Source organism: Pseudomonas sp. NY11955, from assembly GCF_048068035.1.
Lineage (GTDB): Bacteria > Pseudomonadota > Gammaproteobacteria > Pseudomonadales > Pseudomonadaceae > Aquipseudomonas.
This window is the reverse complement of sequence record NZ_JBLUPS010000001.1, coordinates 534799-560537: the sequence shown is the minus strand read 5'-3', so window position 1 is coordinate 560537 and position 25739 is coordinate 534799. Positions and strand designations below refer to the sequence as shown.

Below are 25739 nucleotides of genomic sequence, written 5' to 3'. Positions count from 1 at the left end.
GGAGTTTTCACGCTGCTGCACATAAGCTTGGCGGGCGCGTTGCTGCGCTCGCAAGCTTTGTGGAACAATGCGGGGACATGCGTTTGCGAGGTTGCTGCCGTGATCGACCCGGATGGTTTTCGCCCCAATGTCGGGATCATTCTTACGAATGATGCCGGGCAGGTGCTATGGGCTCGACGGATCAACCAGGATGCCTGGCAATTTCCCCAGGGTGGTATCAACCCTGACGAGACGCCGGAAGATGCCCTGTACCGCGAGCTGAACGAAGAAGTTGGCCTTGAACGCGACGATGTAGAAATTCTTGCCTGCACCCGTGGCTGGTTGCGTTATCGTTTACCGCAGCGATTGGTACGTACCCACAGCCAGCCGCTGTGCATCGGCCAGAAGCAGAAGTGGTTCCTGCTGCGCCTGGTCAGCAATGAGCAACGGGTGCGCATGGACCTGACCGGCAAGCCGGAATTCGACGGCTGGCGCTGGGTGAGCTATTGGTATCCGCTGGGCCAGGTTGTGACATTCAAGCGCGAGGTGTACCGACGCGCCCTGAAAGAGCTAGCACCGCGTCTGCTGACGCGCGACTGACGACGGAGTTCGACCCCGAGCCATGCTCAATACGCTGCGCAAGATCGTCCAGGAAGTAAACTCCGCCAAAGATCTCAAGTCGGCGTTGGGGATCATTGTCTTGCGCGTCAAGGAAGCCATGGGCAGCCAGGTCTGCTCGGTCTACCTGCTCGACCCGGAAACCAACCGCTTCGTGCTGATGGCTACCGAAGGCCTGAACAAGCGCTCCATCGGCAAGGTCAGCATGGCCCCCAACGAAGGCCTGGTCGGCCTGGTCGGTACCCGGGAAGAGCCGCTGAACCTGGAAAACGCCGCCGACCACCCGCGTTACCGCTACTTTGCCGAAACCGGTGAAGAGAAATTCGCCTCCTTCCTGGGTGCGCCGATCATCCACCACCGCCGCGTGGTCGGGGTGCTGGTCATTCAGCAAAAGGAGCGTCGCCAGTTCGACGAGGGCGAGGAAGCCTTCCTGGTCACCATGAGTGCCCAGTTGGCCGGGGTTATCGCCCACGCCGAGGCGACCGGCTCGATCCGTGGCCTGGGGCGCCAGGGCAAGGGTATTCAGGAAGCGCGTTTCGTCGGTGTGCCAGGGTCGCCTGGCGCCGCCGTAGGGCGTGCGGTGGTGATGCTGCCGCCGGCCGATCTGGAAGTGGTACCGGACAAAACTGTCGATGACATCAACGCCGAACTGAGACTGTTCGAGAACGCCCTCGAAGGCGTGCGCGACGACATGCGCAAGCTGTCGGCCAAGCTCGCCACCCAGCTGCGCCCGGAAGAGCGCGCGCTGTTCGACGTGTACCTGATGATGCTTGAAGACGCAGCCCTTGGCGGTGAGGTGACCGAGGTCATCAAGACCGGCCAGTGGGCCCAGGGTGCGCTGCGCCAGGTGGTGGGCGAGCACGTCAACCGCTTCGAGTTGATGGACGATGACTACCTGCGCGAGCGTGCCTCCGACGTCAAGGACCTGGGGCGGCGCCTGCTGGCCTACTTGCAGGAAGCCCGCTCGCAGTCGCTGGTCTATGCCGACAACACCATCCTGGTCAGTGAGGAACTGACCCCGGCCATGCTCGGTGAAGTGCCGGAAGGCAAGCTGGTCGGTCTGGTTTCGGTCCTGGGTTCGGGCAACTCCCACGTCGCCATCCTCGCTCGCGCCATGGGCATCCCCACGGTGATGGGCCTGGTCGACCTGCCTTACTCCAAGGTCGACGGTATCGAACTGATCGTCGACGGCTACAAGGGCGAGGTGTTCACCAACCCCAGCGAAGTGCTGCGCAAGCAGTACAGCGATGTGGTGGAGGAAGAGCGCCAGCTGGCCCAGGGCCTGGATGCCCTGCGTGAACTGCCGTGCGTCACCCCCGACGGCCACCGCATGCCGCTGTGGGTCAACACCGGCCTGCTCGCCGACGTGGCCCGTGCCCAGCAGCGCGGCGCCGAAGGGGTAGGCCTGTACCGCACCGAAGTGCCGTTCATGATCAACCAGCGCTTCCCCAGCGAGAAAGAGCAGCTGGCCATCTACCGTGAGCAGCTGGCGGCCTTCCACCCGCTGCCGGTGACCATGCGTACCCTCGACATCGGGGGCGACAAGGCGCTTTCGTACTTCCCGATCAAAGAAGAAAACCCGTTCCTGGGTTGGCGCGGCATCCGCGTCACCCTCGACCACCCGGAAATCTTCCTGGTACAGACCCGCGCCATGCTCAAGGCCAGCGAGGGCCTGAACAACCTGCGCATCCTGCTACCGATGATTTCCGGCATTCACGAGCTGGAAGAGGCGCTGCACCTTATCCACCGCGCCTGGGGCGAAGTGCGTGACGAAGGCACCGATGTGCCGATGCCGCCGGTGGGGGTGATGGTGGAAATCCCAGCGGCGGTGTACCAGACCAAGGAGCTGGCGCGGCAGGTGGACTTCCTGTCGGTCGGCTCCAACGACCTGACCCAGTACCTGCTGGCGGTTGACCGCAACAACCCGCGGGTTGCCGACCTGTACGACTACCTGCACCCGGCGGTGTTGCAGGCGTTGAACACGGTGGTGCGCGACGCCCATGGCGAAGGCAAGCCGGTGAGCATCTGCGGCGAGATGGCCGGTGACCCGGCGGCGGCGATCCTGCTGATGGCCATGGGCTTTGACAGCTTGTCGATGAACGCCACCAACTTGCCGAAAGTGAAGTGGATGCTGCGTCAGGTGAACATGGGCAAGGCCAAGGAGCTATTGGCTGAGGCCCTGAGCCATGACAACCCGCAGGTTATCCACAGCTCGCTGCAGTTGGCCCTGAAGAACCTCGGCTTGGCGCGGATGATCGGGCCTGGGGCCAATAAAACCCTCTAATTGTGAGGTTGCCTGTTCCGGCCTCTTCGCGGGCTCGCCCGCTCCCACAGGAACCCCACAGGGCTCAGGCTTTGTGCATTCCCTGTGGGAGCGGGCAAACCCGCGAAGAGGCCGGAACAGGCAGCATTGAATCATCAGGCCAGCAGCTCGACTTCTCCCAAATGCCCACCAAATGGCCCGAAGCTGCGCTCAACTAGCCGTCTTCGTCCTCGATCATCCACAATCAACACGGTACTTGCCCGCGTCCCATAATTCTGGCTGGCAATGAACACGCTCGACAGCAACTTCTCGGTCGCCACCCCCACGCCTGTCTCCGGTAGGTCATTGTCTGCCGCAGGCTCGTCATCCGCCAGCAACGCCAGCAGCCGCTGCGGTTCCGGTGCTTCCAACAGGCCCTCGAGCCCGCTGCGCGCCTTCACCAGCTTGGGCCAAGGCGTATCCAGCCCGGCGTTGGACAGCCCGTATACCCCGGCTTCCAACAGGCACGGTGTGGCGTCCCGGGCATGCAGGTAACCCAGCTGCCGCCCATCACCCACCAGCAGGTTGAACCCCGAATACTGCCCACTGCGGCTGGCCACCTGGTCCAGATAAGCCTCCACCCCCAACTTACCCTGCAGGTACGCCGCTACCAGTTCACCCCGCGAGCGAGGCCCCAGCGCCTGACCTGGGTCGCGGATATTGGTCAGCGCCGCAAACCGCCCCTGCGGCCCCACGCCCAGCCAAGTACCGCCGGCTTCCAGGTCACGCCCGGCATACACCCCAGGCGCATCCTCCCAGGCCGCCAGGGCCTGGGTGGGGCGGGCATAGAATTCGTCGCGGTTGGCCGCGACGATCAGCGGCAGGGTGTGCCCCGGCCGCCAGGCAAATACGATCAGGCACATCGGTTGGGCCTCTGTGTTTTCTGCCACTGTACCCACAGCGCGGTGGCCGATCCATCCTGACACAGAGTTCACTAGAGCCCCGAGCCCGGCTTCCGTTACCATGCCGGATTGATTTCTCGGGGAAGCCGAATGGAATTCGTGCTCTATCTGCTGTTGGGCGCCTGCGCTGGCGTGCTGGCCGGGCTATTCGGCGTGGGTGGCGGCATCATCATCGTGCCGGTGCTGGTGTTCAGCTTCACCTTGCAAGGCTTCGACGCCTCGGTGCTGACCCACCTGGCGGTCGGCACATCGCTGGCAACCATCGTGTTCACGTCGATCAACGCCGTGCTCGAGCACCACCGCAAGGGGGCGGTGCAATGGCCGATCTTCGCCTGGATGACCCTCGGCATCCTCCTGGGGGCCGGCGTCGGCGCCAAGACCGCTTCGCTGATCCAGGGCCCGCTGTTGCAAAAGATCATCGGCGTATTCGCCTTGGTCATCGCCGCGCAGATGGCCCTCGACCTCAAGCCCAAAGCCAGCCGAGGCATCCCCGGCAAACCCGCATTGATCGGCGCCGGTGGCGTGATCGGCTGGGCCTCGGCCATCTTCGGCATCGGCGGTGGTTCGCTGACCGTGCCGTTTCTGACCTGGCGCAGCCTGCCCATGCAGCAGGCGGTGGCCACGTCCTCGGCATGTGGCCTGCCGATTGCCGTGGCCAGTGCCCTGAGCTTCATGCTGCTGGGTTGGCACGAAGAGCACCTGCCGGCCCATAGCCTGGGTTACGTGTACCTGCCGGCGATGATCGGCATCGCCGTGACCAGCATGTTCTTTGCCCGCTTCGGCGCGCGTCTGGCACACAAGCTGTCACCACGATTGTTGAAGCGTCTGTTCGCAGCCCTGCTGTTCTGTGTCGGGCTCAGCTTTTTGATTTGAATCGAGAGGAAGTTCCATGCTGCCTTACCCGCAGATAGACCCCGTGGCCTTGGCCATCGGGCCGCTGAAAATCCATTGGTACGGCCTGATGTACCTGATCGGCATCGGCGGTGCCTGGCTGCTGGCTTCGCGTCGGCTGAACCGCTTCGACCCCACCTGGAGCCGCGAGAAGCTCTCGGACCTGGTGTTCTGGTTGTCGATGGGGGTGATCGTCGGCGGGCGCCTGGGCTATGTGCTGTTCTACGACCTGCACGCCTACCTGGCCAACCCGACGCTGATCTTCGAGGTATGGAAGGGCGGCATGTCGTTCCACGGTGGCTTCATTGGCGTGATGCTGGCGGCTTTGTGGTTCGGCAAGCGCAACAACAAGTCGTTCTTCGAACTGATGGACTTCGTCGCCCCACTGGTGCCGATCGGCCTGGGTGCCGGGCGTATCGGCAACTTCATCAACGCCGAGCTGTGGGGCAAACCCACCGACGTGCCATGGGCGATGATCTTCCCGCCGTTCAGCGACCCGGCCCAGCTACCGCGCCACCCGTCGCAGCTGTACCAGTTCGCCCTGGAGGGCGTGGCGCTGTTCGTCATCCTCTGGCTGTTCTCGCGCAAGCCACGGCCGACCATGGCCGTATCGGGCATGTTCGCGCTGTTCTACGGTATCTTCCGCTTCATTGTCGAATTCGTGCGGGTACCGGATGCGCAGCTTGGCTATATCGCCTGGGGCTGGCTGACCATGGGTCAGATTCTGTGCGTGCCAATGATCCTCGCTGGCCTTGGCCTGATCTGGTGGGCTTATAATCGCAAGCCTACGGCGAAACCCGCCTGACTAATCCCACGGCAGGGGCGATCCCCCTGCCGTTTTTGCTACAGGTAAGCCATGAAACAGTATCTGGACCTGGTCCGCGACGTTATCGACAACGGCACGCTGCAGGAAAACCGCACCGGCATCCGCACCATCAGCCTGCCGGGCGCCATGCTGCGTTTCGACCTGCAGAAGGGCTTTCCGGCCATTACCACGCGCAAGCTGGCGTTCAAGTCGGCGATTGGCGAAATGGTCGGTTTCCTGCGCGGCGTGAAGAACGCCGGTGAATTCCGCGAGCTTGGCTGCAAGGTCTGGGACCAGAACGCCAACGAAAATGCCCAGTGGCTGGCCAACCCGTTCCGCCAGGGCCATGACGACCTGGGCGAGATCTACGGCGTGCAATGGCGCCAATGGCCAGGCTACAAGCGCATCCCGCTGAGCAACCCGGCCGCCATCGACATGGCCGAGCAGGCAGGCTTCCGCCGGATTGCCCAGGACGAAGAGGACGGCGTCGCGTTCGTCATCCTGTACAAGGCCATCGACCAAGTGCGCCAGTGCCTGGACACCATCGCCAACGACCCGGGCAGCCGCCGCATCCTGTTCCACGGCTGGAACTGCGCGCAGCTGGACGAAATGGCCTTGCCGCCGTGCCACCTGCTGTACCAGTTCCACCCGAATGTCGAGACCAAGGAAATTTCCCTCACCCTGTACATTCGCTCCAATGACCTGGGCCTGGGCACGCCGTTCAACCTCACCGAAGGCGCGGCGCTGCTGTCATTGTTCGGTCGCCTGACCGGCTACACCCCGCGCTGGTTCACCTACTTCATCGGCGATGCCCATGTGTATGAAAACCACTTGGACATGCTTAACGAGCAGCTCAAGCGCGAGCCGCTGGAAGCGCCGAAGCTGGTGATCAGCGACCGCGTGCCGGCGTTTGCCGAGACTGGCAAGTACGAGCCGGAGTGGCTGGAAAAGATCGAGCCGAGTGATTTCTGGCTGGAAGGGTACGAGCACCATGCGCCCATGACGGCGCCGATGGCGGTCTGACAGATCTCTATGGCCTGAACTGGCCTCTTCGCGGGCACGCCCGCTCCCACAGGTGTTACTCAAGGCCAGGCCTTGTGCGGTCCCGGTGGGAGCGGGCGTGCCCGCGAAGCTTCTGGCTCAATGCCCGTGGCTTCGCCCCACATGCGAATGCTCGGTATCCGGCACCGATACCGCCCCATTCGTCTCCAATTGCTGCAAGATCGCGCACTCACTCCCTTGCGCATTGCAGCGCCGCCGCAGCTCCACCAGCTGCTCCTGCAACGCCACCAAGCCATCGATCCGCGCCTGTACATGCTCGATATGCTCGTCGATCAGCGCATTGACACTGCCGCATGAGTCATCCGGGCTGTCGCGCAGGCGCAGCAGGCTGCGGATTTCGTCCAAGGTCATGTCCAGGGTGCGGCAGTTGCGGATGAAGGTCAGCCGTTCCACATGGGCCTGGGTATACAGCCGGTAGTTCCCGTCGCTGCGAGCAGGCTCCGGCAGCAGGTTTTCACGCTCGTAATAGCGGATGGTTTCCACCGCACAGTCGGTGGCTTTGGCCAGTTCTCCGATTTTCATCACGAAATCTCCAGCAAGTGGCTTGACCCTATAGTGGCTACAGGGTGTTCACTTGGCAACAGGCTCAATTTAAGGATGACCCCATGAACCAGCCTGTCAGCCACGAACACAAGCATCCGCACGATCACGCCCATGGCGATGACGACCATGGTCATACCGCCCACGGCCACAGCTGCTGCGGTTCCAAAGCCGCGCCGGCGCTGGTGCAACTGAGCGAAACGGCCAGTGCCCAGGCACAGCTCAGCCGTTTCCGCATCGAAGCCATGGACTGCCCCACCGAGCAGACCCTGATCCAGGACAAACTGGGCAAGCTGGCCGGTATCGAGCAGCTGGAATTCAACTTGATCAACCGCGTGCTTGGCGTACGCCATACCTTGAACGGTACCGCTGACATCGAGCGGGCTATCGATAGCCTGGGCATGAAGGCCGAGCCGATTGCCGCCGATGACGATGGCACCACCAGTAAGCCGGAACCGGCCAAGACCCGCTGGTGGCCGCTGGCCTTGTCGGGTGTTGCCGCGATCGCCGCCGAAATCGTGCACTTCGCTGCGCTGGCCCCGGAGTGGGTGGTGGCAGGACTGGCGCTGGTAGCGATCCTCGGCTGCGGCCTGGGCACCTACAAGAAGGGCTGGATTGCCCTGAAAAACCGCAACCTCAACATCAACGCACTGATGAGTATCGCCGTGACCGGTGCGGTGCTGATCGGCCAGTGGCCGGAAGCGGCCATGGTGATGGTGCTGTTCACCGTCGCCGAGCTGATCGAAGCGCGCTCGCTGGACCGTGCACGCAATGCCATCGGCGGGTTGATGCAACTGACCCCGGACATGGCCACGGTGCAGCAGGCCGATGGCCAGTGGCGCGAGCTGGAGGTGCGGGAGGTGGCCATTGGCGCTTTGGTGCGGGTGCGCCCCGGCGAACGCATCGGCCTGGACGGTGAAGTGACCAGCGGGCAATCCAGCGTCGATCAGGCGCCGATCACCGGCGAAAGCCTGCCGGTGGAGAAGGCGGCGGGTGACAAGCTGTTCGCCGGCACCATCAACCAGGCCGGGGCACTGGAGTTTCGCGTCACTGCCGCGGCTGGGCAATCGACCCTGGCGCGGATCATCAAGGCCGTCGAAGAAGCACAAGGCGCGCGGGCACCTACGCAGCGCTTTGTCGACCGCTTCTCGCGCATCTACACCCCGGTGGTGTTCGCCATTGCCCTAGGCGTGGCGGTAATCCCGCCGTTGTTCATGGCCGGTGCCTGGTTCGACTGGGTCTACCGCGCCCTGGTGTTGCTGGTGGTGGCGTGCCCCTGCGCATTGGTGATCTCGACCCCGGTGACCATCGTCAGCGGCCTGGCGGCTGCCGCGCGCAAAGGCATCCTGATCAAGGGCGGCGTGTACCTGGAGGGCGGTCGCCACCTGGACTTCCTGGCGCTGGACAAGACCGGCACCATTACCCACGGCAAGCCGGTACAGACGGACGCCGAGGTGCTGCAGCCGCTGTTCGAAGGCCGTGCACAAGCCCTGGCTGCGAGCCTGGGAGAACGCTCGGACCACCCGGTTTCCCGTGCCATTGCCCTGTTTGGCAAGGAGCAGAACCTGGCCCTGTGCGACGTGGAGGACTTCGCCGCGCTGGCCGGGCGCGGTGTACGTGGCACCATCGCCGGTGAGGTGTACCACTTGGGCAACCACCGGCTGGTCGAGGAGCTGGGGCTGTGCTCGCCCGAGCTGGAGGCCAAACTTGATGCGCTGGAGCGCCAGGGCAAGACGGTGGTCCTGCTGCTCGACCGCTCTGGGCCACTGGCGCTGTTCGCCGTGGCCGACACGGTCAAGGACAGCAGCCGCCAGGCTATCGCCGAGCTGCACGAGCTGGGCATCAAGACTGTCATGCTGACCGGTGACAATCCGCATACCGCCCAGGCCATCGCCACCGTGGTGGGTATTGACCGCGCCGAGGGCAACCTGTTGCCGGCGGACAAGCTGAAAACCATCGAAGCCTTGTACGCCCAGGGTCATCGGGTGGGCATGGTCGGTGACGGCATCAACGACGCCCCGGCCTTGGCCCGTGCCGAAATCGGTTTCGCCATGGCCGCTGCCGGCACCGATACCGCCATCGAGACCGCCGATGTGGCGCTGATGGACGACGACTTGCGGAAAATCCCGGCCTTCGTCAGGCTGTCGCGCCAAAGTGCGGCGATCCTCATGCAGAACATCGTTCTGGCGTTGGGTATCAAGGCGATATTCCTGGCGATCACCTTTGCCGGCATGGCCACCATGTGGATGGCGGTGTTCGCCGACATGGGCGTGAGCTTGCTGGTGGTGTTCAACGGCTTGCGCCTGTTGCGCAAATAGAGGACGTGCATGCTGAGTTCGGAGCTGAAAGCCTTCTACATGGTGGCCCGTCTGGGCAGCATCACCCTGGCGGCGAAGAAGCTTGGGCTCAGCCAGCCCACGGTGACCACGCAGATCCGCAACCTGGAAAGCCAGTATGCGGTCGAGCTGTTCTACCGCGGCGGGCGGCGCCTGGTGCTGAGCGAAGAGGGCGTGCGCCTGCTGCCGATGGTCAAGGCGCTGCTGCAGCAGGAGGCCGACATCGAGTTCGAGTTGCGCAACAGCGGCCAGGCCCAGGGTAGCCTGCGCATTGCCGCCACGGCGCCTTACTACATCCTCGACCTGGTGAAGATCTACCGCGAACGCCTGCCGCAGGTGGAAGTGGCGGTGGAGATCGGCAACTCGCAACAAGTGTTGGAAATGCTCGAAGACTACCGGGTGGACATTGCTGCTTCATCGCAGTTGGTGGAAGACGCGCGGCTGGTGCGGCGGGTGCTGGGCACCGACCCGCTGGTGGTGGCGGTACACCGCAATCACCCGCTGGCCCACCGCCAGGCGGTGTCCATCGACGTGGTGGCCGGGCATTGCCTGTTGATGCGCGAGAAGGGCTCGACCACGCGCAAGCTCACCGAGCAGATGATGCAGGAGGCTGGGGTGAAGGCCGGGGCCTTGCTGGAGATCGGCAGCCGCGAGTCGATCCGCGAGGCGGTGCTGCGCAACATCGGTATCAGCGTGATTGCTCGGCATGAGGTGCCGCATAACCCTGAGCTGCGGGTGCTGGCGCTGGAGGATGCGCCGGTGATGCATGAGTATCTGTATTGCCTGAAAGAACGGCGCCAGGCCAGGTTGCCAGCGGCGTTCCTTGGGGTGGCGCAGGAAGTGGCCGGTTCGCACCTCTGACTCATGAATACACAGTCTTTGTAGGAGCAGCCTTGTGCTGCGAAGGGGCCCAGACAGGCGATGCAGGTGCATGGGCAGTACCGGCCTCTTCGCAGCACAAGGCTGCTCCTACAAAAATCTGCCTATACCACTATCATCGGCTTTTGCCTAAACGCCACAGAACCTTCGCACAGCCTTCCTAGCATGGCCCCCATCTCTTCGATGAGGCCCTGCCATGAACCACGCCACCTCCGGCGCACAAATGAAAGTGCGCAACATCCACAAGCGCTTCGGTGCCTTCACGGCGCTGAACGATGTCTCGCTGGACATCGCCGCCGGCGAGCTGGTGTGCCTGCTCGGCCCCTCCGGCTGCGGCAAGACCACCCTGCTGCGTTGCATCGCCGGCCTGGAGCGCCAGGACCGTGGCACGCTGTACATTGGCGAGCGGGATATTTCCGAACTGCCGCCCCAGGCCCGTGACTACGGCATTCTGTTCCAGTCCTATGCGCTGTTCCCCAACCTCACCGTCGAAGCCAACATCGCCTACGGCCTGACCGGCAGTGGCCGCGAGCAGGCCCGTCAGCGGGTGGCCGAAATGCTCGAACTGGTTGGCCTTTCTGGCAGCGAGAAGAAGTACCCAGGCCAGCTCTCCGGCGGCCAGCAGCAGCGTGTCGCCCTGGCCCGTGCACTGGCGCCGTCACCCTCGCTGTTGCTGCTCGACGAGCCGATGTCGGCGCTGGACGCCCGGGTGCGCGAGCACCTGTGCACCGAGCTGCGCCAGCTGCAACGCCAGCTGGGCATCACCACGTTGATGGTGACCCACAACCAGGACGAGGCGATGCTGATGGCCGACCGCATTGCGGTGATGAACAACGGCCAGGTCGAGCAGTACGCCACGCCTCAGGAAATCTACGATCAGCCGGCCACGCCGTTCGTCGCCGAGTTCGTCGGCCAAGGCAACTGGCTGCCGTTCCAGCGCAGTGGCGACAGCCATGCCCAGGTCGGTGCCATGAACATGCGCCTGGCGCCGGGTTCGGCCCATGCCAGCAGTGGCCGGTTGTTCTGCCGCCCGGAGGCGATCACCGTCAACCCGGTGGTGCACGAAGAAAACCTGTTCCCAGCCATGGTTCGCGAGATCACCTTCCTCGGTAACCGCTGCCGCATGAGCTTTGAACTCAAGGCCCTGCCAGGCCATGCCTTGCTGGCCGAACTGGCCCCCGAAGCCATGCCGCGCCTGGGTTCGCAGGACATCTGGGTGGCATTGCCGCCGCAGAGCCTGCAGGTGTTTGCCTGAGATGGCCGCGCCAATGTCCCTGCCGCTGAGCCAGGCCAACGCCAGGCCGAGTGCTGGCGTCGCCCTGGGTGACCGGTTGTTCGTCGTCGGCGGCAAGAGCCTGCTGCTGATCCTGTTGGTGCTGGCCGTGCTGCTGCCGCTGCTGGCGATCTTCTGGCGTGGCTTCAGCGGTGAGGCGGGCCAGGGCGGCGGTTTGCTGGCGGCCCGTGAACTGTTCGCCAGTGACAACTTCCACTGGTTGCTGGGCAACAGCCTGTCGGTGGCCTTTACCGTCGCGGCCATCGTGGTGCCGCTGGCCTATCTGTTCGCCTATGCCCTGCAACGCACGTTGATTCCGGCCAAGGGCCTGTGGCGGGGGATTTCGCTACTGCCGCTGTTGGCGCCGTCGATGCTGCCGGCCATCGCCTTGGTCTACCTGTTTGGCAACCAGGGGCTGCTGCGCGGGTTGCTCAGCGACAACATCTACGGGTTCTGGGGCATCGTGCTGGGGGAGGCCATCTACACCTTCCCGCATGCGCTGATGATTCTGCTGTCGGCGCTGTCGCTGGCCGATGCTCGCCTGTTCGATGCGGCTTCCAGCATGGGTGCCGGCTCGTGGCGGGCGTTCACCAGCATTACCTGGCCGGCCACGCGTCAGGCGGTGTTCGCGGCGTTGTGCCTGGTATTCACCCTGACCATCACCGACTTCGGTGTACCGGTGGTGGTCGGTGGCGACTATCAGGTGCTGGCGCTGGAGGCCTACAAGGCGGTGGTCGGCCAGCAACAGTTCGGCCGTGGTGCGCTGATCGGCATGGTGCTGCTGTTGCCGGCGCTGTTCAGTTTTACCGTCGACGCCTGGCTGCGTCGGCGCCAGGGCGAAGCCATGAGCGGCCGTGCTCAGGTGTTCGAACCCAAGCCATCGCGTGGCCGCGATGCCTGCTTCCTGGCCATCGTGCTGCTGGTGTGCGCGGCATTGTTGCTGGTGATCGGTATGGCGGTGTATTCCTCGCTGGTCACCTTCTGGCCGTACAACCTCTCGTTGTCGCTGCGTCACTACCTGTTCGAAGACACCGCAGGTGGCGGCTGGCTGGCCTATCGCAACAGCGTGACCATGGCCATCGGCACCGCGCTGATCGGCAGTATCGTGATCTTCACCGGCGCCTACCTGATGGAGAAGACCCAGGGCCAACGCCTGCTCAACCAGGCGCTGCGCCTGCTCAGCTTCATCCCCATGGCCGTGCCGGGCCTGGTGCTGGGCCTGGGCTACGTGTTCTTCTTCAACCTCAACGGCAACCCGCTGCATGTGCTGTACGGCGGCATGGGGCTGCTGGTGGTGTGCACCATCGCCCATTACCTGACCACCGCGCAGATGACCGCCACCACCGCCCTGCGCCAGCTCGACGGCGAGTTCGAGGCTGCCGCGCTGTCGCTGAAGGCGCCGTTGTACAAGCACTTCCTGCGGGTGACCGTGCCGATCTGCCTGCCGGCGCTGCTGGACATCATCCGCTACCTGTTCGTTTCGGCGATGACCACTGTGTCGGCGGCGATCTTCCTGTACAGCCCCGACACCATCCTGGCGGCCGTTGCCGTGCTGAACATGGACGATGCCGGCAACGTTGGCGGTGCCGCCGCCATGTCCACCCTGATTCTGCTGACCAGTGCCGGCGCTTCACTGCTGCTGGCCGCAGCCTCACGCGGCCTGCTGCGCCGCTCCCAAGCCTGGCGCCAGCGCGCCGCGACCGTCTGACCTGTAAGGAACCTACCCATGTACAAGCACCTTGCACTTGCCGCTGCCGTTTCCGCCGTGTTCAGCCTGCAGGCTTCGGCCGCCGATACCCAGCTGACGGTGTACACCGCGCTGGAAGCCGAACAGCTGAAGAGCTACAAACAGGCCTTCGAGAAGGCCAACCCGGATATCGAGATCAAGTGGGTACGTGATTCCACCGGTATCATCACCGCCAAGCTGCTGGCCGAGAAAGACCGCCCGCAAGCCGACGCGGTATGGGGCCTGGCGGCGTCCAGCCTGGCGATTCTCGACCAGAACGGCATGCTTGAAGCCTATGCACCGAAGGACCTGGGCAAGATCTCCAGCAACTACCGAGACGCTGCCAACCCACCGGCTTGGGTGGGCATGGACGTGTGGGCCGCGACTATCTGCTTCAATACCATCGAGGCCGAAAAGCAGGGCTTGAGCAAACCGGTGAGCTGGCAGGACCTGACCAAGCCCGAGTACAAGGGCAAGATCGTCATGCCCAACCCGGCTTCGTCCGGCACCGGTTTCCTCGACGTGAGTGCCTGGCTGCAGACCTTCGGCGAGCCGCAGGGTTGGGCCTACATGGACGCGCTGCACCAGAACATCGGCCAGTACGTTCATTCCGGTTCAAAACCGTGCAAGTTGGCGGCGGCGGGTGAGTTCCCGATCGGTATCTCGTTCGAATACCCGGCCGTGCAGCTCAAGCGCCAGGGCGCACCGCTGGACATCGTGCTGCCGAAGGAAGGCCTGGGCTGGGAGATCGAGGCGACTGCGGTGATCAAGGGCTCGCCCAAGGCGGATGCGGCCAAGCGCCTGGCTGATTTCTCGGCAAGCCCCGCAGCCATGGAGCTGTACAAGGAAAACTTCGCCGTACTGGCCGCGCCGGGTATTGCCAAGCCGCAGACCGAGTTGCCGGCGGACTATGAGCAGCGCCTGATCAAGAACGACTTTGCCTGGGCCTCGAAGAACCGTGATGAAATCCTGACCGAATGGCGCAAGCGCTATGATGGTAAGTCGGAGAAGGTGGCCCAGCAGTAATCTATACCGGCCTCTTCGCAGCACAAGGCTGCTCCTACAGGGCGCGCGGTACCTGTAGGAGCAGCCTTGTGCTGCGAAGAAGCCCCCTCATCATCAAGCCCGGATAAGCTATCAATGCCCACCCCAGCCCAGATCATCGACAGCACCTTCGCCCTGTATGCGCGCCACGGCAGCGACGATTACATCGGCGAAGCCATCACCCAGCTCGAACACATGTCCCAAGCCGCGCAACTGGCCATGGCCGAAGGCTTCGACGATGAAGTGGTGCTGGCGGCGTTCTTCCACGACATCGGCCACCTGTGTGGCGGTGACGCCAGCATGGGCGGCTATGGTGTGGTCAGCCATGAACGCATCGGCGCCGAGTATCTGCGCCGTTGTGGTTTTGGCGAGCGCATGGCGCGGCTGGTGCAGTATCACGTGGAGGCCAAGCGCTACCTGACGTTGCGCCAGCTGGGGTATTACCAGCGGTTGAGCGAGGCGAGCCGGCGGACTTTGGAGTATCAGGGCGGCGTGATGAGCGAGGCCGAGGCGGATGCGTTCGAGCGGGATCCGCTGTTCGAGGTCAGCCTGCGGATGCGGGAATGGGATGAAATGGCCAAGGAAGTCGGGGTGCCGGTGATCGACCTCGGAGTGCTCAAGCAAAAGGCGTTGGCTTTGATTTGACGGGGTGCCTGCACTGGCCTCTTCGCAGCGCAAGGCTGCTCCTACAGGGATCGCGTGCGCTTGTAGGAGCAGCCTTGTGCTGCGAAGAGGCCGGGCCTGCTCACTCAGATCTGAGACACCAACGCCTCCAACTGCTCCTGCCGTTCAGCCTGGTTCAGCTTCGCCCCAGGATTGAGCGTGGACCACTGCGGATGCGCCCGCGCCCTCACCAGTGCCTCTGGCAACTTGCCCTCGCGCCAGGCCTTTTCATCCAGTTCACCCAGCCTGATGCTGTCCTGCGCCGCATGCCCGCGGTTATCCAGCGCCACCATCAGCTGCTGCTGACGCAAGGCCAGCAGGCGCAATACTGTGTCGTCCACGGTCAGCTCGCGCTTGCCCTTGAGCTTGCCCATCAGCCGCGAACCATAGTTGCGCGCCGTCTGTAGCGCACCACCGGCAATCGCCCCGGCCAACGCCGCCGCACCCAGGGTAAGGCCGCCGACCAGCAGATCGACCCCGGCACCCGCCGCCGCCCCGGCCGCCACGCCGCTGCCCAGGCGCACGCCCAGCAGCTTCAGGGTTTCGGGGTTGAACAGGTCATCGCCCCAGCGGCCATCGAGCAGCGGCAGGTCGCTGGCGTGGGCGTCCTCACGGCGGAAGGCATACAGCTTGAGCAAGGCCTCGACGCAACGCTGCTCACGTTGGCGTATGTCCTGGCGCAGGGCTTCTATGGCCTTGGCTTCGGCCGCGGGTTCGGCCTCGACGCTACGCCGGCAAGCGGCGCAGTCCAGCAGTAGCTCGGCAATCAGCCGCTTGCCGCTGTGCTGGCGAGCCAGACGCTGCGCCTGCTGGTCGTCAATCAGCCGTTGCAGGGCCGGGCGGGCCTCCTCCAGCAGCAGGGCCAGGCTCTCGTATAAACGGCGCTCGCCATCCTCTGGCGGGGCCACGCTGTCGAACCGCACCAACGCGTGAAGGCCAAGCCGGGCAAGGGCTTCACGCCATTGCGGCTCGCGGTGCTGATGGCTGGCAACGAAGTTGAGCACCGGCAGCAACGGCTTGCCGCAGCTGGCCAGCACTTCCAGTTCGTCGCGGTATTTGGCCAGCACTGGCTCGCGCGCGTCGATCACATAAAGGCCGGCATTACTGGCCAGCAACTGGCGCAGCACCTTGGCCTCCTGCTCGAAACGTTGGCGCGCTTCGCTGCCCTGCAGAAAACGCTCCAGGCGGGCCGGGCCGTCCAGGCGCTCGCCTGGGCGCTCCAGGCGTTCGAGGTAGTCGAGCAGGGCAATGGCATCTTCCAGGCCCGGGGTGTCGTACAGCTCCAGCAAGGGTTCACCGTCCACCGACAAGCGCGCACCTTCTACATGGCGGGTGGTGCTGGGGCGGTGGGACACTTCGCCAAAGCCGACATCACGGGTCAGCGTGCGCAATAGCGAGGTCTTGCCGACGTTGGTATGGCCGACCACGGCCAGTTTCAGTGGCTCAGTCATGGCCATGCTCCAGCCAGGTCAAGGGCGAAGTGTCGGTGTGCGCCAGGCCAAGGCGGTCGAGGGCTTCGTGCCAATCGCCCAGGCGCTGGGCATCCAGGGCTTGGCCGGGGGCGGCCTGGAGCAGCCAGATACGCGTTGCGCCGGCATTGCGCGCCAGCTCGGCGAGCAACGCCAGGCTGCCGCGGTCGGGCGAGCGCCGGGGGTCGCAGGCGATGGCCAGGCGTGCTGGCGGGAAGCGGCTGAGTTGTTCAAGCAGCCGGTTGCGCGATTCGCGGCTGTCGAGCACGCCGGCATCGATCACGCTTTTCGGCAGGGTGGGCGGCCAGGGGCGCTGGTCGTCCAGTTCCAGGCCGACCAGCAAGGCACCGCTGCTGCCGCTTTCCAGTTGGCCGGCGGCAAACTGCGGCAAAGCCTCTGGGGCTGCGTCCTGCACGCCGATGCGCTCGCTGCGCGGCATCAGTGCTTCGCGCAATTGCGCGTAGCCGGGCAGGCTCAGGTCCAGTGCCAGGCGTTCGCGGCCCTGGCGCCAGCGCCACAAGCACAGCCCGGCCAGCAACAGGCGCGGCAGCAGGCCGTACACCAGCACCACGCCGAGCAGCCAGCTGGCCCAGGCCTGCCGGGCCAGCTCCAGGGCTGGCAAGGTGTCGCCGCTGGCGCGGATCATGGCCTCGTCGGGCACGGCGAAGCCCAGCAACGAGGGCAGGGCGCCCAGCGCCTGGGTCAGGTGAATGAAGGGGTCGGCGGCGAGCAAGGTGGTTTCCCAGACAAAGCCATAGCGCCGGGTAGCCAGCAAGGCCAGCAGCATGCCCAGGGCGGTAAGCATCACCAGCAGCCACAGGCCATGCACCAGCAGGCCGAGTAGCCAGCGGTTGAGACGCTGGCGTTGCAGCAGCACCAGCAGTGCAGGTGCCAGGTGTACGGCCTTGGCATCGCGGGCAAAGCGTTCGCTCAACCATAGCCACAGGCGGCCCAGCCCCGCGCCATGCTCGCCACTCAGGGCAAAACCGATGGCCCAGCCCAGCAGCATCAACAGGTTCAGCCCCAGCAGGCTACCCAGGGCCCAGAACACGTTCACCGGCCGCTGCCCATCGCCCAGGGCGGCCAGCGCCAGGCCAGCGCCGCTAAGCACGGCCATCAGCAGCAAGGCCAGCAACGCCAGGCGCGCGCCTTGCTTCCAGTGGCGCAGCGCGGTGCTGATGCCGTCGCGTTCGGCCAGAAACAACGCCCGGCTTTCGATGCGTGTGGCCAGGTCGCCGCCAAGCTGGCGCGCATGACGGTTGGCTTCCTGGTCTTCCAGCAGGCCTGCGTGTTCTTCGCGCAGGCGTACCGCTTCGGTGAGCCAGCGCTTGTCCAGTGGCGTGGGTGCAGTCACAAGGTCTTCCATTGCACAGGTCAAGGCAGAAGCATAACCCACACGCCCGGTGCTATCCTCGCTGGCATGAATACATCACTCCCCCTTAGCCTGATCGCGGCCTACGCCGAGAACCGCGTGATCGGCATCGACAACTCCATGCCCTGGCATTTGCCGGGGGACTTCAAGTACTTCAAAGCCACCACCCTGGGCAAGCCGATCATCATGGGGCGCAAGACCTGGGACTCGCTGGGGCGGCCACTGCCTGGGCGGCTGAACATCGTCGTCAGCCGCCAGCCGGGGCTTGAGCTGGCGGGTGCCGAGGTGTTCGCCTCGCTTGAAGAAGCGCTGGTGCGGGCCGAACAGTGGGCGCGTGAACAGGGCGTCGAAGAGCTGATGCTGATTGGCGGGGCGCAGCTGTATGGCCAGGCGCTGGAGAAGGGGCTGGTCAGCCGCATGTACCTGACACGGGTGGAAATGGCGCCGGAGGGGGATGCTTGGTTCCCAGCGTTCGATGAGGCGCAGTGGACGCTGGTGTCGAGTGATGCACAGGCTGAGGACGGTAAGCCTGCCTATCACTTCGAGGTATGGAACAAGGCTTGAGATGGCCGGGGCTGCCTTGCTCAGGTGAGCAGCTTGATGATCAAGGCGGTGACGGTGGCCACTGTTGTGACGAAACCGACGGCGATGGCAACCGGGTACCAGAAGGTTTCCCGGGTCATTTTGACGGCTTCGGCATTCAGCTTGCGTGTCTCGGCCATCAATTTGTCGACTTCGACACGGATCTTGGCGACCTCGACGCGGATTTTTTCGGCTTCGGCCTGGGTCATGTCGTACTGGGGCATGGTGTTTACCTTAGGCGCATCACTGTTACCGGCCAGGAGTATAGCGAAGCCCTGTGCCAGCTTTACCCTGGTTGTCGTGCCTTTGCGTTACCGGATATTGAATCCTTCGATACGCATCAATTGCGAATGCATCTCATCTTCTGCTAGCGTGCGCAGCTCTTGAGACCTTGAGCCGAGATGCGCCGTGTCTTCATGGAACAAGCAGATCGCTCGGCTGTTCACCGAGCAGAAGAAAGCACTGGAAGCGTTTGTCGCACGCCGCACCGGCAACGCCCAGGTAGCCGCCGACCTGACCCAGGAATCGTTCCTGCGCCTGGCACGGCTGCCTGCCGACAAGCAGATCGACAACCTGCCGGCCTTTCTATTCACCATCGCCAGCAACCTGATACGCGATCACCAGCGCCAGGCGATTCGCCGCGAGCGCCTGGACGGTGGCGAGCCCAGTGAAGAACTGGCCAGCGACGAGCCTGGTGTCGAACAGCAACTGCTTGACCAGCAGCAGCATGCGTTGATGCAGGCGGCGATCGAGTCGCTGCCCGAGGCTACCCGGCATATCTTCCTGCTTTATCATGTGGACGGTTGCAGCTACCGCGAAATCGGCGAGCGCATGCACATCACACCACGCAGCGTCGAATACCAGCTGCGGCGGGCGCTGCTCGATTGCCGTGCCTTCATCAAGCGGCAACTGGCTGGCCAGGCGAGGGTGCCACGGCCATGAACCCTGGAACGACAGATATTGCGATGAGTGAAACGCAAGGCAGCGAGCAGTTGTTCGCCGAAGCCACAGCCTGGTACTACCGCCTGAATGCCGACGACGTCACGGCTGAGGAGCACGCGGCATTTGCTGCCTGGAAGGCTGCGGGGGCAGCGCAGGCGCAAGCCTGGGACGAGGTGATCCTGTTGCTGGGCGCATTGCAGGTGCCTGCGGCAAACCTGCGCGCGCAGCAGCGCCAGCAGTGGCGCCAGCCTGGCCGTCGCACCTGGCGCAAAGTTGCGCAGGGCATGGCTGCTGCCGTATTGCTTGGTGTGCTGATTGGCCAGACGCCCTTCATCGACCGCTGGCGCGCCGACTATGCCACGGCCACCGGCGAGTCGCGCAGCATCCGGCTTGACGATGGTTCGCAACTGCAGCTGAACACCGACACGGCGGTACAGGTGCAACTGACACAAGGGGAGCGGCGGGTGCGGTTGTTGCGCGGCGAAGCCTGGTTCGAGGTGGCTCGCGACCCCGCCCGGCCGTTCGTAGTGCGAGCGGGTGACGGTTGGGTTCGAGTCGTCGGTACCCGTTTCAGCGTGACCAATGACGCTGGGCACACCCGTGTCAAAGTCGCCCAGGGCAAGGTCGAGGTCAACGCAGGCCAGGGCCCTGGTGTGTTTCTGGAGCCTGGGCAGGCGGTGGAGTATGCGGCAGGCGCGTTGGCAGCCCTGCACCCATTCGAGCCCACCAGCGCCTTCGCCTGGCGGCAGCGGCAACTGGTGTTCAGCCAGCAACCCTTGGCCGAGGTGGTCGCCGAATTGAACCGTTACTGGCCTGGCCAGACGCTGCTGTTGGGGGAGGGCCTGCGCCAGCGAAAGGTGTCCGGGGTGTTCGAAATCGACAAACCCGATGCTGTGCTGAAGGCACTGACCCATACCCTGGGGTTGCATGCCGAGCAGTACACGCCTTACCTGCGCATCATTCGTGAGGGCTGAACGAAGTTTTTTAAAAAAACTTCGGGGATTCCTGGCAGGCCGTCGTCCTTGATTGGGTAGGCGCAAATAATAAGCACTCTCAGACAGTGCTGCGCCGTCGATCATCAGGACGCATTCGGGGAGCCTCACCACATGAAAATCATCGCCACGCGCACTGCGCTCGGCCTGGCCGTCGCGCTTGCCTGCGGCACGTTGGCCGTGCCCATGCACGCCAGTGCCGCCACCCAGGCCCAGGCCTACCGTTTCGAGATTCCCGCGCAGCCGCTGGACTCGGCCCTGGCGGCGTTCAGTGCGGTGACGCGGATCCAGGTGCTGGTGCCCGGCGAGTTCACCCAGGGCCTGCGTTCAGCAGGGGTCAGCGGCAGTTATCCACAGGACCAGGCGTTGGGCCGCTTGTTGCAGGGGACCGGGCTCAGTGCCAGCTATATCGACGGTGACAGCGTCACCCTGCAGCGCCATGGCAAGGACGACGACAGCTCACTGCAACTGGGCGCGATCAAGATCGACAGCCGACAGCTGGGTGCTACCACCGAGGGCAGCGGGTCCTACACCACCGGCGCCCTGACCATCGGCAAGGGCGAGCAGAAGCTCAAGGACATCCCCCAGTCGGTCTCGGTGATTACCCGCCAACGGCTGGACGACCAGAACATGAATAGCCTGCAGGACGCCATGCGCCAGGTGACCGGGGCAACGATCAAGTCGTACAACGCCGGCTCTAACCTGAACGATGTGTACATACGCGGTTTCCTGGTCGACCAGGTGCAGGTCGACGGCGTTTCGCAGCGTACCGGGCAGGGAGACATGGCCACCAGCTTCGACCTGGCCATGTTCGACCGGGTCGAGGTGCTGCGTGGTCCATCCGGGCTGTACCAGGGCGCGGGTGAGCCGGGCGGCACCATCAACCTGGTGCGCAAGCGGGCGTTGGGGCAGTTCGGTTTGTCCGGCGAACTGTCGGCCGGCAGTTGGGACCGCTATCACTCCACGGTCGACATCACTGGGCCATTGAACGATCAGGGCACCTTGCGCGGGCGCTTCGTTACGGCCTACGAGAACAACCAGTCGTTCGTCGATTACGCGCAGAATGAGCGGCCAATGGTGTATGGCCGCCTGGAATACGACATTACCCCGGCCACCACCCTGTCGCTGGGTGGGACCTATCAGCGCAACAATTCCACGCCCGCATTCGGTTTGCCGGCGTACGCCAGTGGCAAGCTGCTCGACGTCAGCCGCTCGACCTTTGTCGACGCGAAGTGGAACGAACTGGACGAGCGCCTGTGGGAAAGCTTCTTCGAGGTTGACCACACGCTGGACAACGGCGGCCAGTTCAAGACCTCGCTGACCTACCGCGATGCCGAAACCCCTACGCGCAACTTCACCTGGACCGATGATGCGGTAACCGAGGGGACCGGGGACAGCTACGCGATTGCCTACTCCTACTACACCCATATCAAGTCAGTCGGCGTGGACAGTTTCGTCACCCTGCCGGTGGAAGCGTTTGGGCGCAGCCATGAGCTTACAGTGGGGGCGGAGTACCAACATCTGGACAAGACCTTTACCTACGGTGGCGGGGATTACTTCCCCATCAACGTGTTCGACCCAGGCAGTATCGATATTCCCAAGCAAGACTACGACATGCCCAATGGCAACTGGTCGAAGTCCAATCAGTATGGCGCCTATACCCGGGCCAAGATCAGCGCAACCGACCGGCTGGACGTGATTGCGGGTGGCCGCCTGACCTGGTTCGACAGCGATGCGCGAAACGCCAACCCGTTCTTCAACCAGTTCAACAGTACCGATACCAACATCGACCACAAGTTCATCCCCTATGCGGCGCTGGTGGCCAAGCTGACGCCGGAGCTGTCGGCCTACGCCAGCTACACCAGTATCTTCAAGCCGCAAACCGAAGTGGATGCCGCTGGCGCGCCGATCGACCCGCGCAAAGGCAAGCAATATGAGCTGGGGCTCAAGCGTGAGTTTTTCGACGGTCGCCTGAACGGCAGTGTCGCGGTGTTCCGTATTTATGACGAGAACCGGGCACAATTGGTAAGTGGAACGCCGTACTCCGAGGCCCAGGCGAAAATCCGCAGCCAGGGTTGGGAAACCGAGCTTTCCGGCAACCTGACCGACAACTGGAGCATCAGCACCGGTTACGCCTTTACCATGCTCAAGTCGATGAGCGACGAGGATTACCAGGGCATCAGCATTACGCCGAAGCACAACTTCAACCTGTGGACCCGGTATGAGTTCAGCGATGGGCCGTTGCAGGGGGTTAGCGTGGGCGGCGGGGTGCGGGTGGTCAGCGAGACCTATTACATGCGCAACGGCGTGGACTTCGTGCAGGGAGGCTACAGTGTGGCGACGGCGCAGCTGGGCTATCGGTTCAACAAGCACCTGACGACCACGCTGACGGCCAATAACCTGTTCGATCGCAAGTACTACGAGCGGGTGGACAGTGCGTGGGGGTCGAACTTTTACGGCGAGCCGCGGAACCTGACGCTGAGCTTGCGGGCCAGTTACTGATCCGAGAGTGCTAGGGCCGCTTTGCGGCCCATCGCAGGCAAGCCAGCTCCCACAAGGACAGCGCATGGCTTGAGTTCAATGCGGTCCTTGTAGGAGCTGGCTTGCCTGCGATGGGCTGCGCAGCAGCCCCGGCAATCCGTCAGGAATGGCTCAATTCGGCATGCTCATCACCCGCCAGCACATCCTTGTCAGTCTCTTTCAACAACTGGCTGGTCACCACGCCCGCCGTCATCGAACCATTCACGTTCAACGCCGTGCGGCCCATGTCGATCAATGGCTCCACCGAAATCAGCAACGCCACCAATTCCACTGGCAAACCCATGGCCGGCAGCACGATCAGCGCGGCAAAGGTGGCACCGCCACCCACACCGGCAACCCCTGCCGAACTCAAGGTGACAATGGCTACCAGGGTGGCGATCCATAGCGGGTCGAAGGTATCGATGCCCACCGCCGGCGCCACCATCACCGCCAGCATGGCGGGGTAGAGGCCGGCGCACCCGTTCTGGCCAATGGTGGTGCCGAACGATGCGCTGAAGCTGGCAATCGACTGCGGCACACCCAGGCGGCGGGTTTGCGCTTCGATGTTCAGCGGAATGCTGGCGGCGCTGGAACGGCTGGTGAAGGCGAAGGTCAGCACCGGCCACACCTTGCGGAAGAAGCGCAGCGGGCTCACGCCGGTGGCGGCGAGGATGATGCCGTGCACCACGAACATCAGCGCCAGGCCCAGGTACGAGACCACCACGAAGCTGCCCAGCTTGAGGATGTCCTCCATGTTGGAGCTGGCCACCACCTTGGTCATCAACGCCAGTACGCCATACGGGGTCAGCTTCATGACCACCCGCACCAAACGCATCACCCAGGCTTGCAGGGTGTCGATGGCCGACAGCGCGCGCTCGCCTTTCTCGGCATCGTCCTTGATCAGTTGCAACGCGGCCAGGCCGATGAACACGGCGAAGATCACCACGCTGATGATCGAAGTGGGTTTGGCCCGCGCCAGGTCGCCCACTGGATTGCTGGGGATGAACGACAGCAGCAACTGTGGGATGTTGAGGTCGGCGACCTTGCCCGCGTAGTCGCTGTGGATAACCTGCATGCGCGCGCTTTCCTGGGCACCGGCGACCAGGCCTTCGGCGCTGAGGCCGAACAGGTTGGTCAGGACGATGCCGATCAGCGCGGCGATGGCGGTGGTCAGCAGCAAGGTACCGATGCTCAGCACGCTGATGCGGCCCAGCGAGGAGGCATTGTGCAGGCGCGCTACAGCACTGAGGATCGAGGCGAAGATCAGCGGCATGACGATCATCTGCAACAGGCCGACGTAGCCGTTGCCGACCAGGTCGAGCCAGGCGATGGTGGCCTTGAGCACGGGGTGGCCCGCGCCGTAGATCGTGTGCAGCACCAGGCCGAAGACTACGCCCAGCACCAGGCCCAGCAGTACCTTCTTGGCCAGGCTCCAGTCAGTGCGGCGGGTTTGTGCCAGGCCCAGCAACAGGGCCAGGAACGCCAGCAAGTTAAGTGACAGCGGCAGGTTCATTGAAGCTCCAGCAGAAAAAAGCAGAAGTGGCATCGCCTCTGTGAGCGATTGCGAACGGAAATGCTAACAGCCTGAAAACAAACGAATTTATACCCAAATGGAATTTACATAGTCGTTTATGGAATAACGGCGAGTCGCAGATTGCAATGAACAGGGCGTTTGCAGCTGCATGGAGGTCGTTATCGGGGGTCTGCAGTGAGGATTGTTGCACTAGCGTTGCGGGGTCTTTTCAGGAGATTCGTACATGAAAGTCGCTGTGAAAGCCGCCGCCATCGGCCTGTCCCTGCTGTTCAGTATCGAAACCTTCGCCACCGAGCTCAAGCACTGGCCTGCCGATGCGGCCAAACAGCTCGACAGCATGATCGCTGCCAATGCCAACAAGGGTAACTACGCGGTGTTCGACATGGACAACACCAGTTACCGCTATGACCTTGAAGAAGCCTTGCTGCCGTTCATGGAAAACAAGGGTTTGCTGAGCCGTGACAAGCTCGACCCGTCGTTGAAGCTGATACCGTTCAAGGATACCGCCGAGCACAAGGAAAGCCTGTTCAGCTATTACTACCGGTTGTGTGAAATCGACGACATGGTCTGCTACCCGTGGGTGGCTCAGGTGTTCTCCGGCTTCACCCTCAAAGAGTTGAAAGTGCAGGTGGATGAGTTGATGGCTTCCACCAAGCCTATCCCTAGCACCTATTACGAAGGCGACCAGGTCAAGGCCATCGAGGTACAGCCGCCCAAAGTGTTCAAGGGCCAGGCCGAGCTGTACAACAAGCTGATGGAGAACGGTATCGAGGTGTATGTGATTTCGGCGGCCTCCGAAGAGCTGGTGCGCATGGTCGCCTCGGACCCCAAGTACGGTTACAACGTGAAGCCGCAGAACGTGATTGGCGTGAGCCTGCTGCTCAAGGACCGCAGCAATGGGCAACTGACCACGGCGCGTAAGCAGATCAGTGCTGGGCACTATGATGCCAAGGCCAACGAAGGCCTGGAATTGACCCCATATCTGTGGACTCCGGCGACCTGGATGGCCGGCAAGCAGGCGGCCATCCTGACCTACATCGATGAGTGGAAGAAGCCGGTGCTGGTGGGTGGGGACACGCCAACCAGCGACGGCTACATGCAGTTCCACGGGGTGGATGTGGGCAAAGGTGGCATCCACCTGTGGATAAACCGCAAGGCCAAGTACATGGACCAGCTGAACGGGATGATTGCCAAGCATGCGGCGGCGCAGGCCAGGGAAGGGTTGCCGGTGACGGCGGACAAGAACTGGGTGATCGTGACGCCGGAGCAGATCCAGTAAGTTATCTGTTGCCTGCGCTGGCCTCTTCG

At 63.5% G+C, this 25739-nt stretch carries 22 protein-coding genes; 16 read left to right on the top strand and 6 right to left on the bottom strand.

The window, feature by feature from the left end; translation table 11 throughout:
* Positions 1-99 precede the first annotated feature (99 nt).
* Both ACNFBR_RS02455 and ptsP read left to right on the top strand, forming a co-directional pair.
* Positions 100-579 (top strand): RNA pyrophosphohydrolase, encoded by a 480-nt coding sequence (locus ACNFBR_RS02455; RefSeq protein WP_003249017.1) that lies wholly within the window; start codon positions 100-102, stop codon positions 577-579.
* Between the two features lie 22 nt (positions 580-601).
* Positions 602-2881: a phosphoenolpyruvate--protein phosphotransferase gene (gene ptsP, locus ACNFBR_RS02450; RefSeq protein ID WP_416733527.1), complete on the top strand. Its 2280-nt coding sequence runs from the start codon at positions 602-604 to the stop codon at positions 2879-2881.
* A gap of 134 nt (positions 2882-3015) precedes the next feature.
* On the opposite strand, the gene ACNFBR_RS02445 is transcribed toward ptsP, so the two are convergent.
* Positions 3016-3762, bottom strand: coding sequence for an NRDE family protein (locus ACNFBR_RS02445; protein WP_416733526.1), 747 nt, complete (start codon positions 3760-3762; stop codon positions 3016-3018).
* A gap of 129 nt (positions 3763-3891) precedes the next feature.
* Between ACNFBR_RS02445 and ACNFBR_RS02440 the strand changes: the two genes are divergently transcribed.
* Genes ACNFBR_RS02440 through ACNFBR_RS02430 form a run of 3 tightly spaced genes read left to right on the top strand, consistent with a single transcriptional unit; the run spans position 3892 to position 6520 of the window.
* Complete coding sequence (locus tag ACNFBR_RS02440; protein ID WP_416733525.1) at positions 3892-4674, top strand: sulfite exporter TauE/SafE family protein; 783 nt, start codon at positions 3892-3894, stop codon at positions 4672-4674.
* A gap of 16 nt (positions 4675-4690) precedes the next feature.
* A complete protein-coding gene (lgt, locus tag ACNFBR_RS02435) occupies positions 4691-5497 on the top strand; it encodes a prolipoprotein diacylglyceryl transferase (protein ID WP_003249027.1) in 807 nt (268 codons plus the stop codon).
* A gap of 51 nt (positions 5498-5548) precedes the next feature.
* Positions 5549-6520: a thymidylate synthase gene (locus tag ACNFBR_RS02430; protein ID WP_416733524.1), complete on the top strand. Its 972-nt coding sequence runs from the start codon at positions 5549-5551 to the stop codon at positions 6518-6520.
* A 117-nt stretch (positions 6521-6637) separates the two neighbouring features.
* Here the strand turns inward: ACNFBR_RS02430 and cadR are convergent, their stop codons facing one another.
* Positions 6638-7081 carry a cadmium resistance transcriptional regulator CadR gene (gene cadR, locus ACNFBR_RS02425; protein ID WP_416733523.1) on the bottom strand — a complete coding sequence of 148 codons (444 nt, stop codon included), beginning with the start codon at positions 7079-7081 and terminating at the stop codon, positions 6638-6640.
* An 83-nt stretch (positions 7082-7164) separates the two neighbouring features.
* Between cadR and ACNFBR_RS02420 the strand changes: the two genes are divergently transcribed.
* From ACNFBR_RS02420 to ACNFBR_RS02395, 6 genes are all read left to right on the top strand, one after another.
* Positions 7165-9417, top strand: coding sequence for a heavy metal translocating P-type ATPase (locus ACNFBR_RS02420; RefSeq protein WP_416733522.1), 2253 nt, complete (start codon positions 7165-7167; stop codon positions 9415-9417).
* Between the two features lie 9 nt (positions 9418-9426).
* On the top strand, positions 9427-10296 hold the full coding sequence (locus tag ACNFBR_RS02415; RefSeq protein WP_416733521.1) for a LysR family transcriptional regulator: 870 nt from the start codon (positions 9427-9429) through the stop codon (positions 10294-10296).
* Between the two features lie 214 nt (positions 10297-10510).
* Positions 10511-11569, top strand: a complete 1059-nt coding sequence (locus ACNFBR_RS02410; protein WP_416733520.1) for a putative 2-aminoethylphosphonate ABC transporter ATP-binding protein — start codon at positions 10511-10513, stop codon at positions 11567-11569.
* A 1-nt stretch (position 11570) separates the two neighbouring features.
* Positions 11571-13295, top strand: a complete 1725-nt coding sequence (locus ACNFBR_RS02405; RefSeq protein ID WP_416733519.1) for a putative 2-aminoethylphosphonate ABC transporter permease subunit — start codon at positions 11571-11573, stop codon at positions 13293-13295.
* Positions 13296-13313: 18 nt separating this feature from the next.
* Positions 13314-14339 (top strand): putative 2-aminoethylphosphonate ABC transporter substrate-binding protein, encoded by a 1026-nt coding sequence (locus tag ACNFBR_RS02400; protein WP_416733518.1) that lies wholly within the window; start codon positions 13314-13316, stop codon positions 14337-14339.
* Between the two features lie 114 nt (positions 14340-14453).
* The gene (locus ACNFBR_RS02395) at positions 14454-15002 is read left to right on the top strand and encodes a phosphonate degradation HD-domain oxygenase (protein ID WP_416733517.1); all 549 of its coding nucleotides are present in this window, start codon (positions 14454-14456) and stop codon (positions 15000-15002) included.
* A 104-nt stretch (positions 15003-15106) separates the two neighbouring features.
* Here the strand turns inward: ACNFBR_RS02395 and ACNFBR_RS02390 are convergent, their stop codons facing one another.
* A complete protein-coding gene (locus ACNFBR_RS02390; RefSeq protein ID WP_416733516.1) occupies positions 15107-16471 on the bottom strand; it encodes a GTPase/DUF3482 domain-containing protein in 1365 nt (454 codons plus the stop codon).
* Positions 16464-17855, bottom strand: coding sequence for a DUF2868 domain-containing protein (locus tag ACNFBR_RS02385; protein WP_416733515.1), 1392 nt, complete (start codon positions 17853-17855; stop codon positions 16464-16466). Before ACNFBR_RS02385 ends, ACNFBR_RS02390 begins: the two co-directional genes overlap by 8 nt.
* Positions 17856-17909: 54 nt before the next feature.
* Here ACNFBR_RS02385 and ACNFBR_RS02380 point away from each other — a divergent pair, with 54 nt between their 5' ends.
* Positions 17910-18425 (top strand): dihydrofolate reductase, encoded by a 516-nt coding sequence (locus tag ACNFBR_RS02380; RefSeq protein WP_416733514.1) that lies wholly within the window; start codon positions 17910-17912, stop codon positions 18423-18425.
* Between the two features lie 20 nt (positions 18426-18445).
* On the opposite strand, the gene ACNFBR_RS02375 is transcribed toward ACNFBR_RS02380, so the two are convergent.
* Positions 18446-18652 carry a hypothetical protein gene (locus ACNFBR_RS02375; protein ID WP_416733616.1) on the bottom strand — a complete coding sequence of 69 codons (207 nt, stop codon included), beginning with the start codon at positions 18650-18652 and terminating at the stop codon, positions 18446-18448.
* Between the two features lie 199 nt (positions 18653-18851).
* Here ACNFBR_RS02375 and ACNFBR_RS02370 point away from each other — a divergent pair, with 199 nt between their 5' ends.
* The 3 genes from ACNFBR_RS02370 to ACNFBR_RS02360 all read left to right on the top strand — a co-directional run bounded on the left by ACNFBR_RS02370 (position 18852) and on the right by ACNFBR_RS02360 (position 22879).
* On the top strand, positions 18852-19385 hold the full coding sequence (locus ACNFBR_RS02370) for an RNA polymerase sigma factor (protein ID WP_416733513.1): 534 nt from the start codon (positions 18852-18854) through the stop codon (positions 19383-19385).
* A gap of 23 nt (positions 19386-19408) precedes the next feature.
* On the top strand, positions 19409-20359 hold the full coding sequence (locus ACNFBR_RS02365; RefSeq protein WP_416733512.1) for a FecR family protein: 951 nt from the start codon (positions 19409-19411) through the stop codon (positions 20357-20359).
* Between the two features lie 132 nt (positions 20360-20491).
* The gene (locus ACNFBR_RS02360) at positions 20492-22879 is read left to right on the top strand and encodes a TonB-dependent siderophore receptor (protein WP_416733511.1); all 2388 of its coding nucleotides are present in this window, start codon (positions 20492-20494) and stop codon (positions 22877-22879) included.
* Positions 22880-23018: 139 nt separating this feature from the next.
* On the opposite strand, the gene ACNFBR_RS02355 is transcribed toward ACNFBR_RS02360, so the two are convergent.
* Positions 23019-24410 (bottom strand): L-cystine transporter, encoded by a 1392-nt coding sequence (locus tag ACNFBR_RS02355; RefSeq protein ID WP_416733510.1) that lies wholly within the window; start codon positions 24408-24410, stop codon positions 23019-23021.
* Positions 24411-24654: 244 nt separating this feature from the next.
* Between ACNFBR_RS02355 and ACNFBR_RS02350 the strand changes: the two genes are divergently transcribed.
* Entirely contained in the window at positions 24655-25710 is a 1056-nt protein-coding gene (locus ACNFBR_RS02350) for a haloacid dehalogenase-like hydrolase (RefSeq protein ID WP_416733509.1), read from the top strand.
* Positions 25711-25739 lie beyond the last annotated feature (29 nt).

Coding starts and splice junctions, on each gene's coding strand:
- ACNFBR_RS02395 (WP_416733517.1), top strand. CDS start 14,454: ATGCCCACCCCAGCCCAGATCATCGACAGCACCTTCGCCCTGTATGCG.
- ACNFBR_RS02350 (WP_416733509.1), top strand. CDS start 24,655: ATGAAAGTCGCTGTGAAAGCCGCCGCCATCGGCCTGTCCCTGCTGTTC.
- ACNFBR_RS02400 (WP_416733518.1), top strand. CDS start 13,314: ATGTACAAGCACCTTGCACTTGCCGCTGCCGTTTCCGCCGTGTTCAGC.
- ACNFBR_RS02360 (WP_416733511.1), top strand. CDS start 20,492: ATGAAAATCATCGCCACGCGCACTGCGCTCGGCCTGGCCGTCGCGCTT.
- lgt (WP_003249027.1), top strand. CDS start 4,691: ATGCTGCCTTACCCGCAGATAGACCCCGTGGCCTTGGCCATCGGGCCG.
- ACNFBR_RS02355 (WP_416733510.1), bottom strand. CDS start 24,410: ATGAACCTGCCGCTGTCACTTAACTTGCTGGCGTTCCTGGCCCTGTTG.
- ACNFBR_RS02410 (WP_416733520.1), top strand. CDS start 10,511: ATGAACCACGCCACCTCCGGCGCACAAATGAAAGTGCGCAACATCCAC.
- ACNFBR_RS02380 (WP_416733514.1), top strand. CDS start 17,910: ATGAATACATCACTCCCCCTTAGCCTGATCGCGGCCTACGCCGAGAAC.
- ptsP (WP_416733527.1), top strand. CDS start 602: ATGCTCAATACGCTGCGCAAGATCGTCCAGGAAGTAAACTCCGCCAAA.
- ACNFBR_RS02440 (WP_416733525.1), top strand. CDS start 3,892: ATGGAATTCGTGCTCTATCTGCTGTTGGGCGCCTGCGCTGGCGTGCTG.
- ACNFBR_RS02375 (WP_416733616.1), bottom strand. CDS start 18,652: ATGACCCAGGCCGAAGCCGAAAAAATCCGCGTCGAGGTCGCCAAGATC.
- ACNFBR_RS02390 (WP_416733516.1), bottom strand. CDS start 16,471: ATGACTGAGCCACTGAAACTGGCCGTGGTCGGCCATACCAACGTCGGC.
- ACNFBR_RS02420 (WP_416733522.1), top strand. CDS start 7,165: ATGAACCAGCCTGTCAGCCACGAACACAAGCATCCGCACGATCACGCC.
- ACNFBR_RS02405 (WP_416733519.1), top strand. CDS start 11,571: ATGGCCGCGCCAATGTCCCTGCCGCTGAGCCAGGCCAACGCCAGGCCG.
- ACNFBR_RS02365 (WP_416733512.1), top strand. CDS start 19,409: ATGAGTGAAACGCAAGGCAGCGAGCAGTTGTTCGCCGAAGCCACAGCC.
- ACNFBR_RS02385 (WP_416733515.1), bottom strand. CDS start 17,855: ATGGAAGACCTTGTGACTGCACCCACGCCACTGGACAAGCGCTGGCTC.
- ACNFBR_RS02445 (WP_416733526.1), bottom strand. CDS start 3,762: ATGTGCCTGATCGTATTTGCCTGGCGGCCGGGGCACACCCTGCCGCTG.
- cadR (WP_416733523.1), bottom strand. CDS start 7,081: ATGAAAATCGGAGAACTGGCCAAAGCCACCGACTGTGCGGTGGAAACC.
- ACNFBR_RS02430 (WP_416733524.1), top strand. CDS start 5,549: ATGAAACAGTATCTGGACCTGGTCCGCGACGTTATCGACAACGGCACG.
- ACNFBR_RS02415 (WP_416733521.1), top strand. CDS start 9,427: ATGCTGAGTTCGGAGCTGAAAGCCTTCTACATGGTGGCCCGTCTGGGC.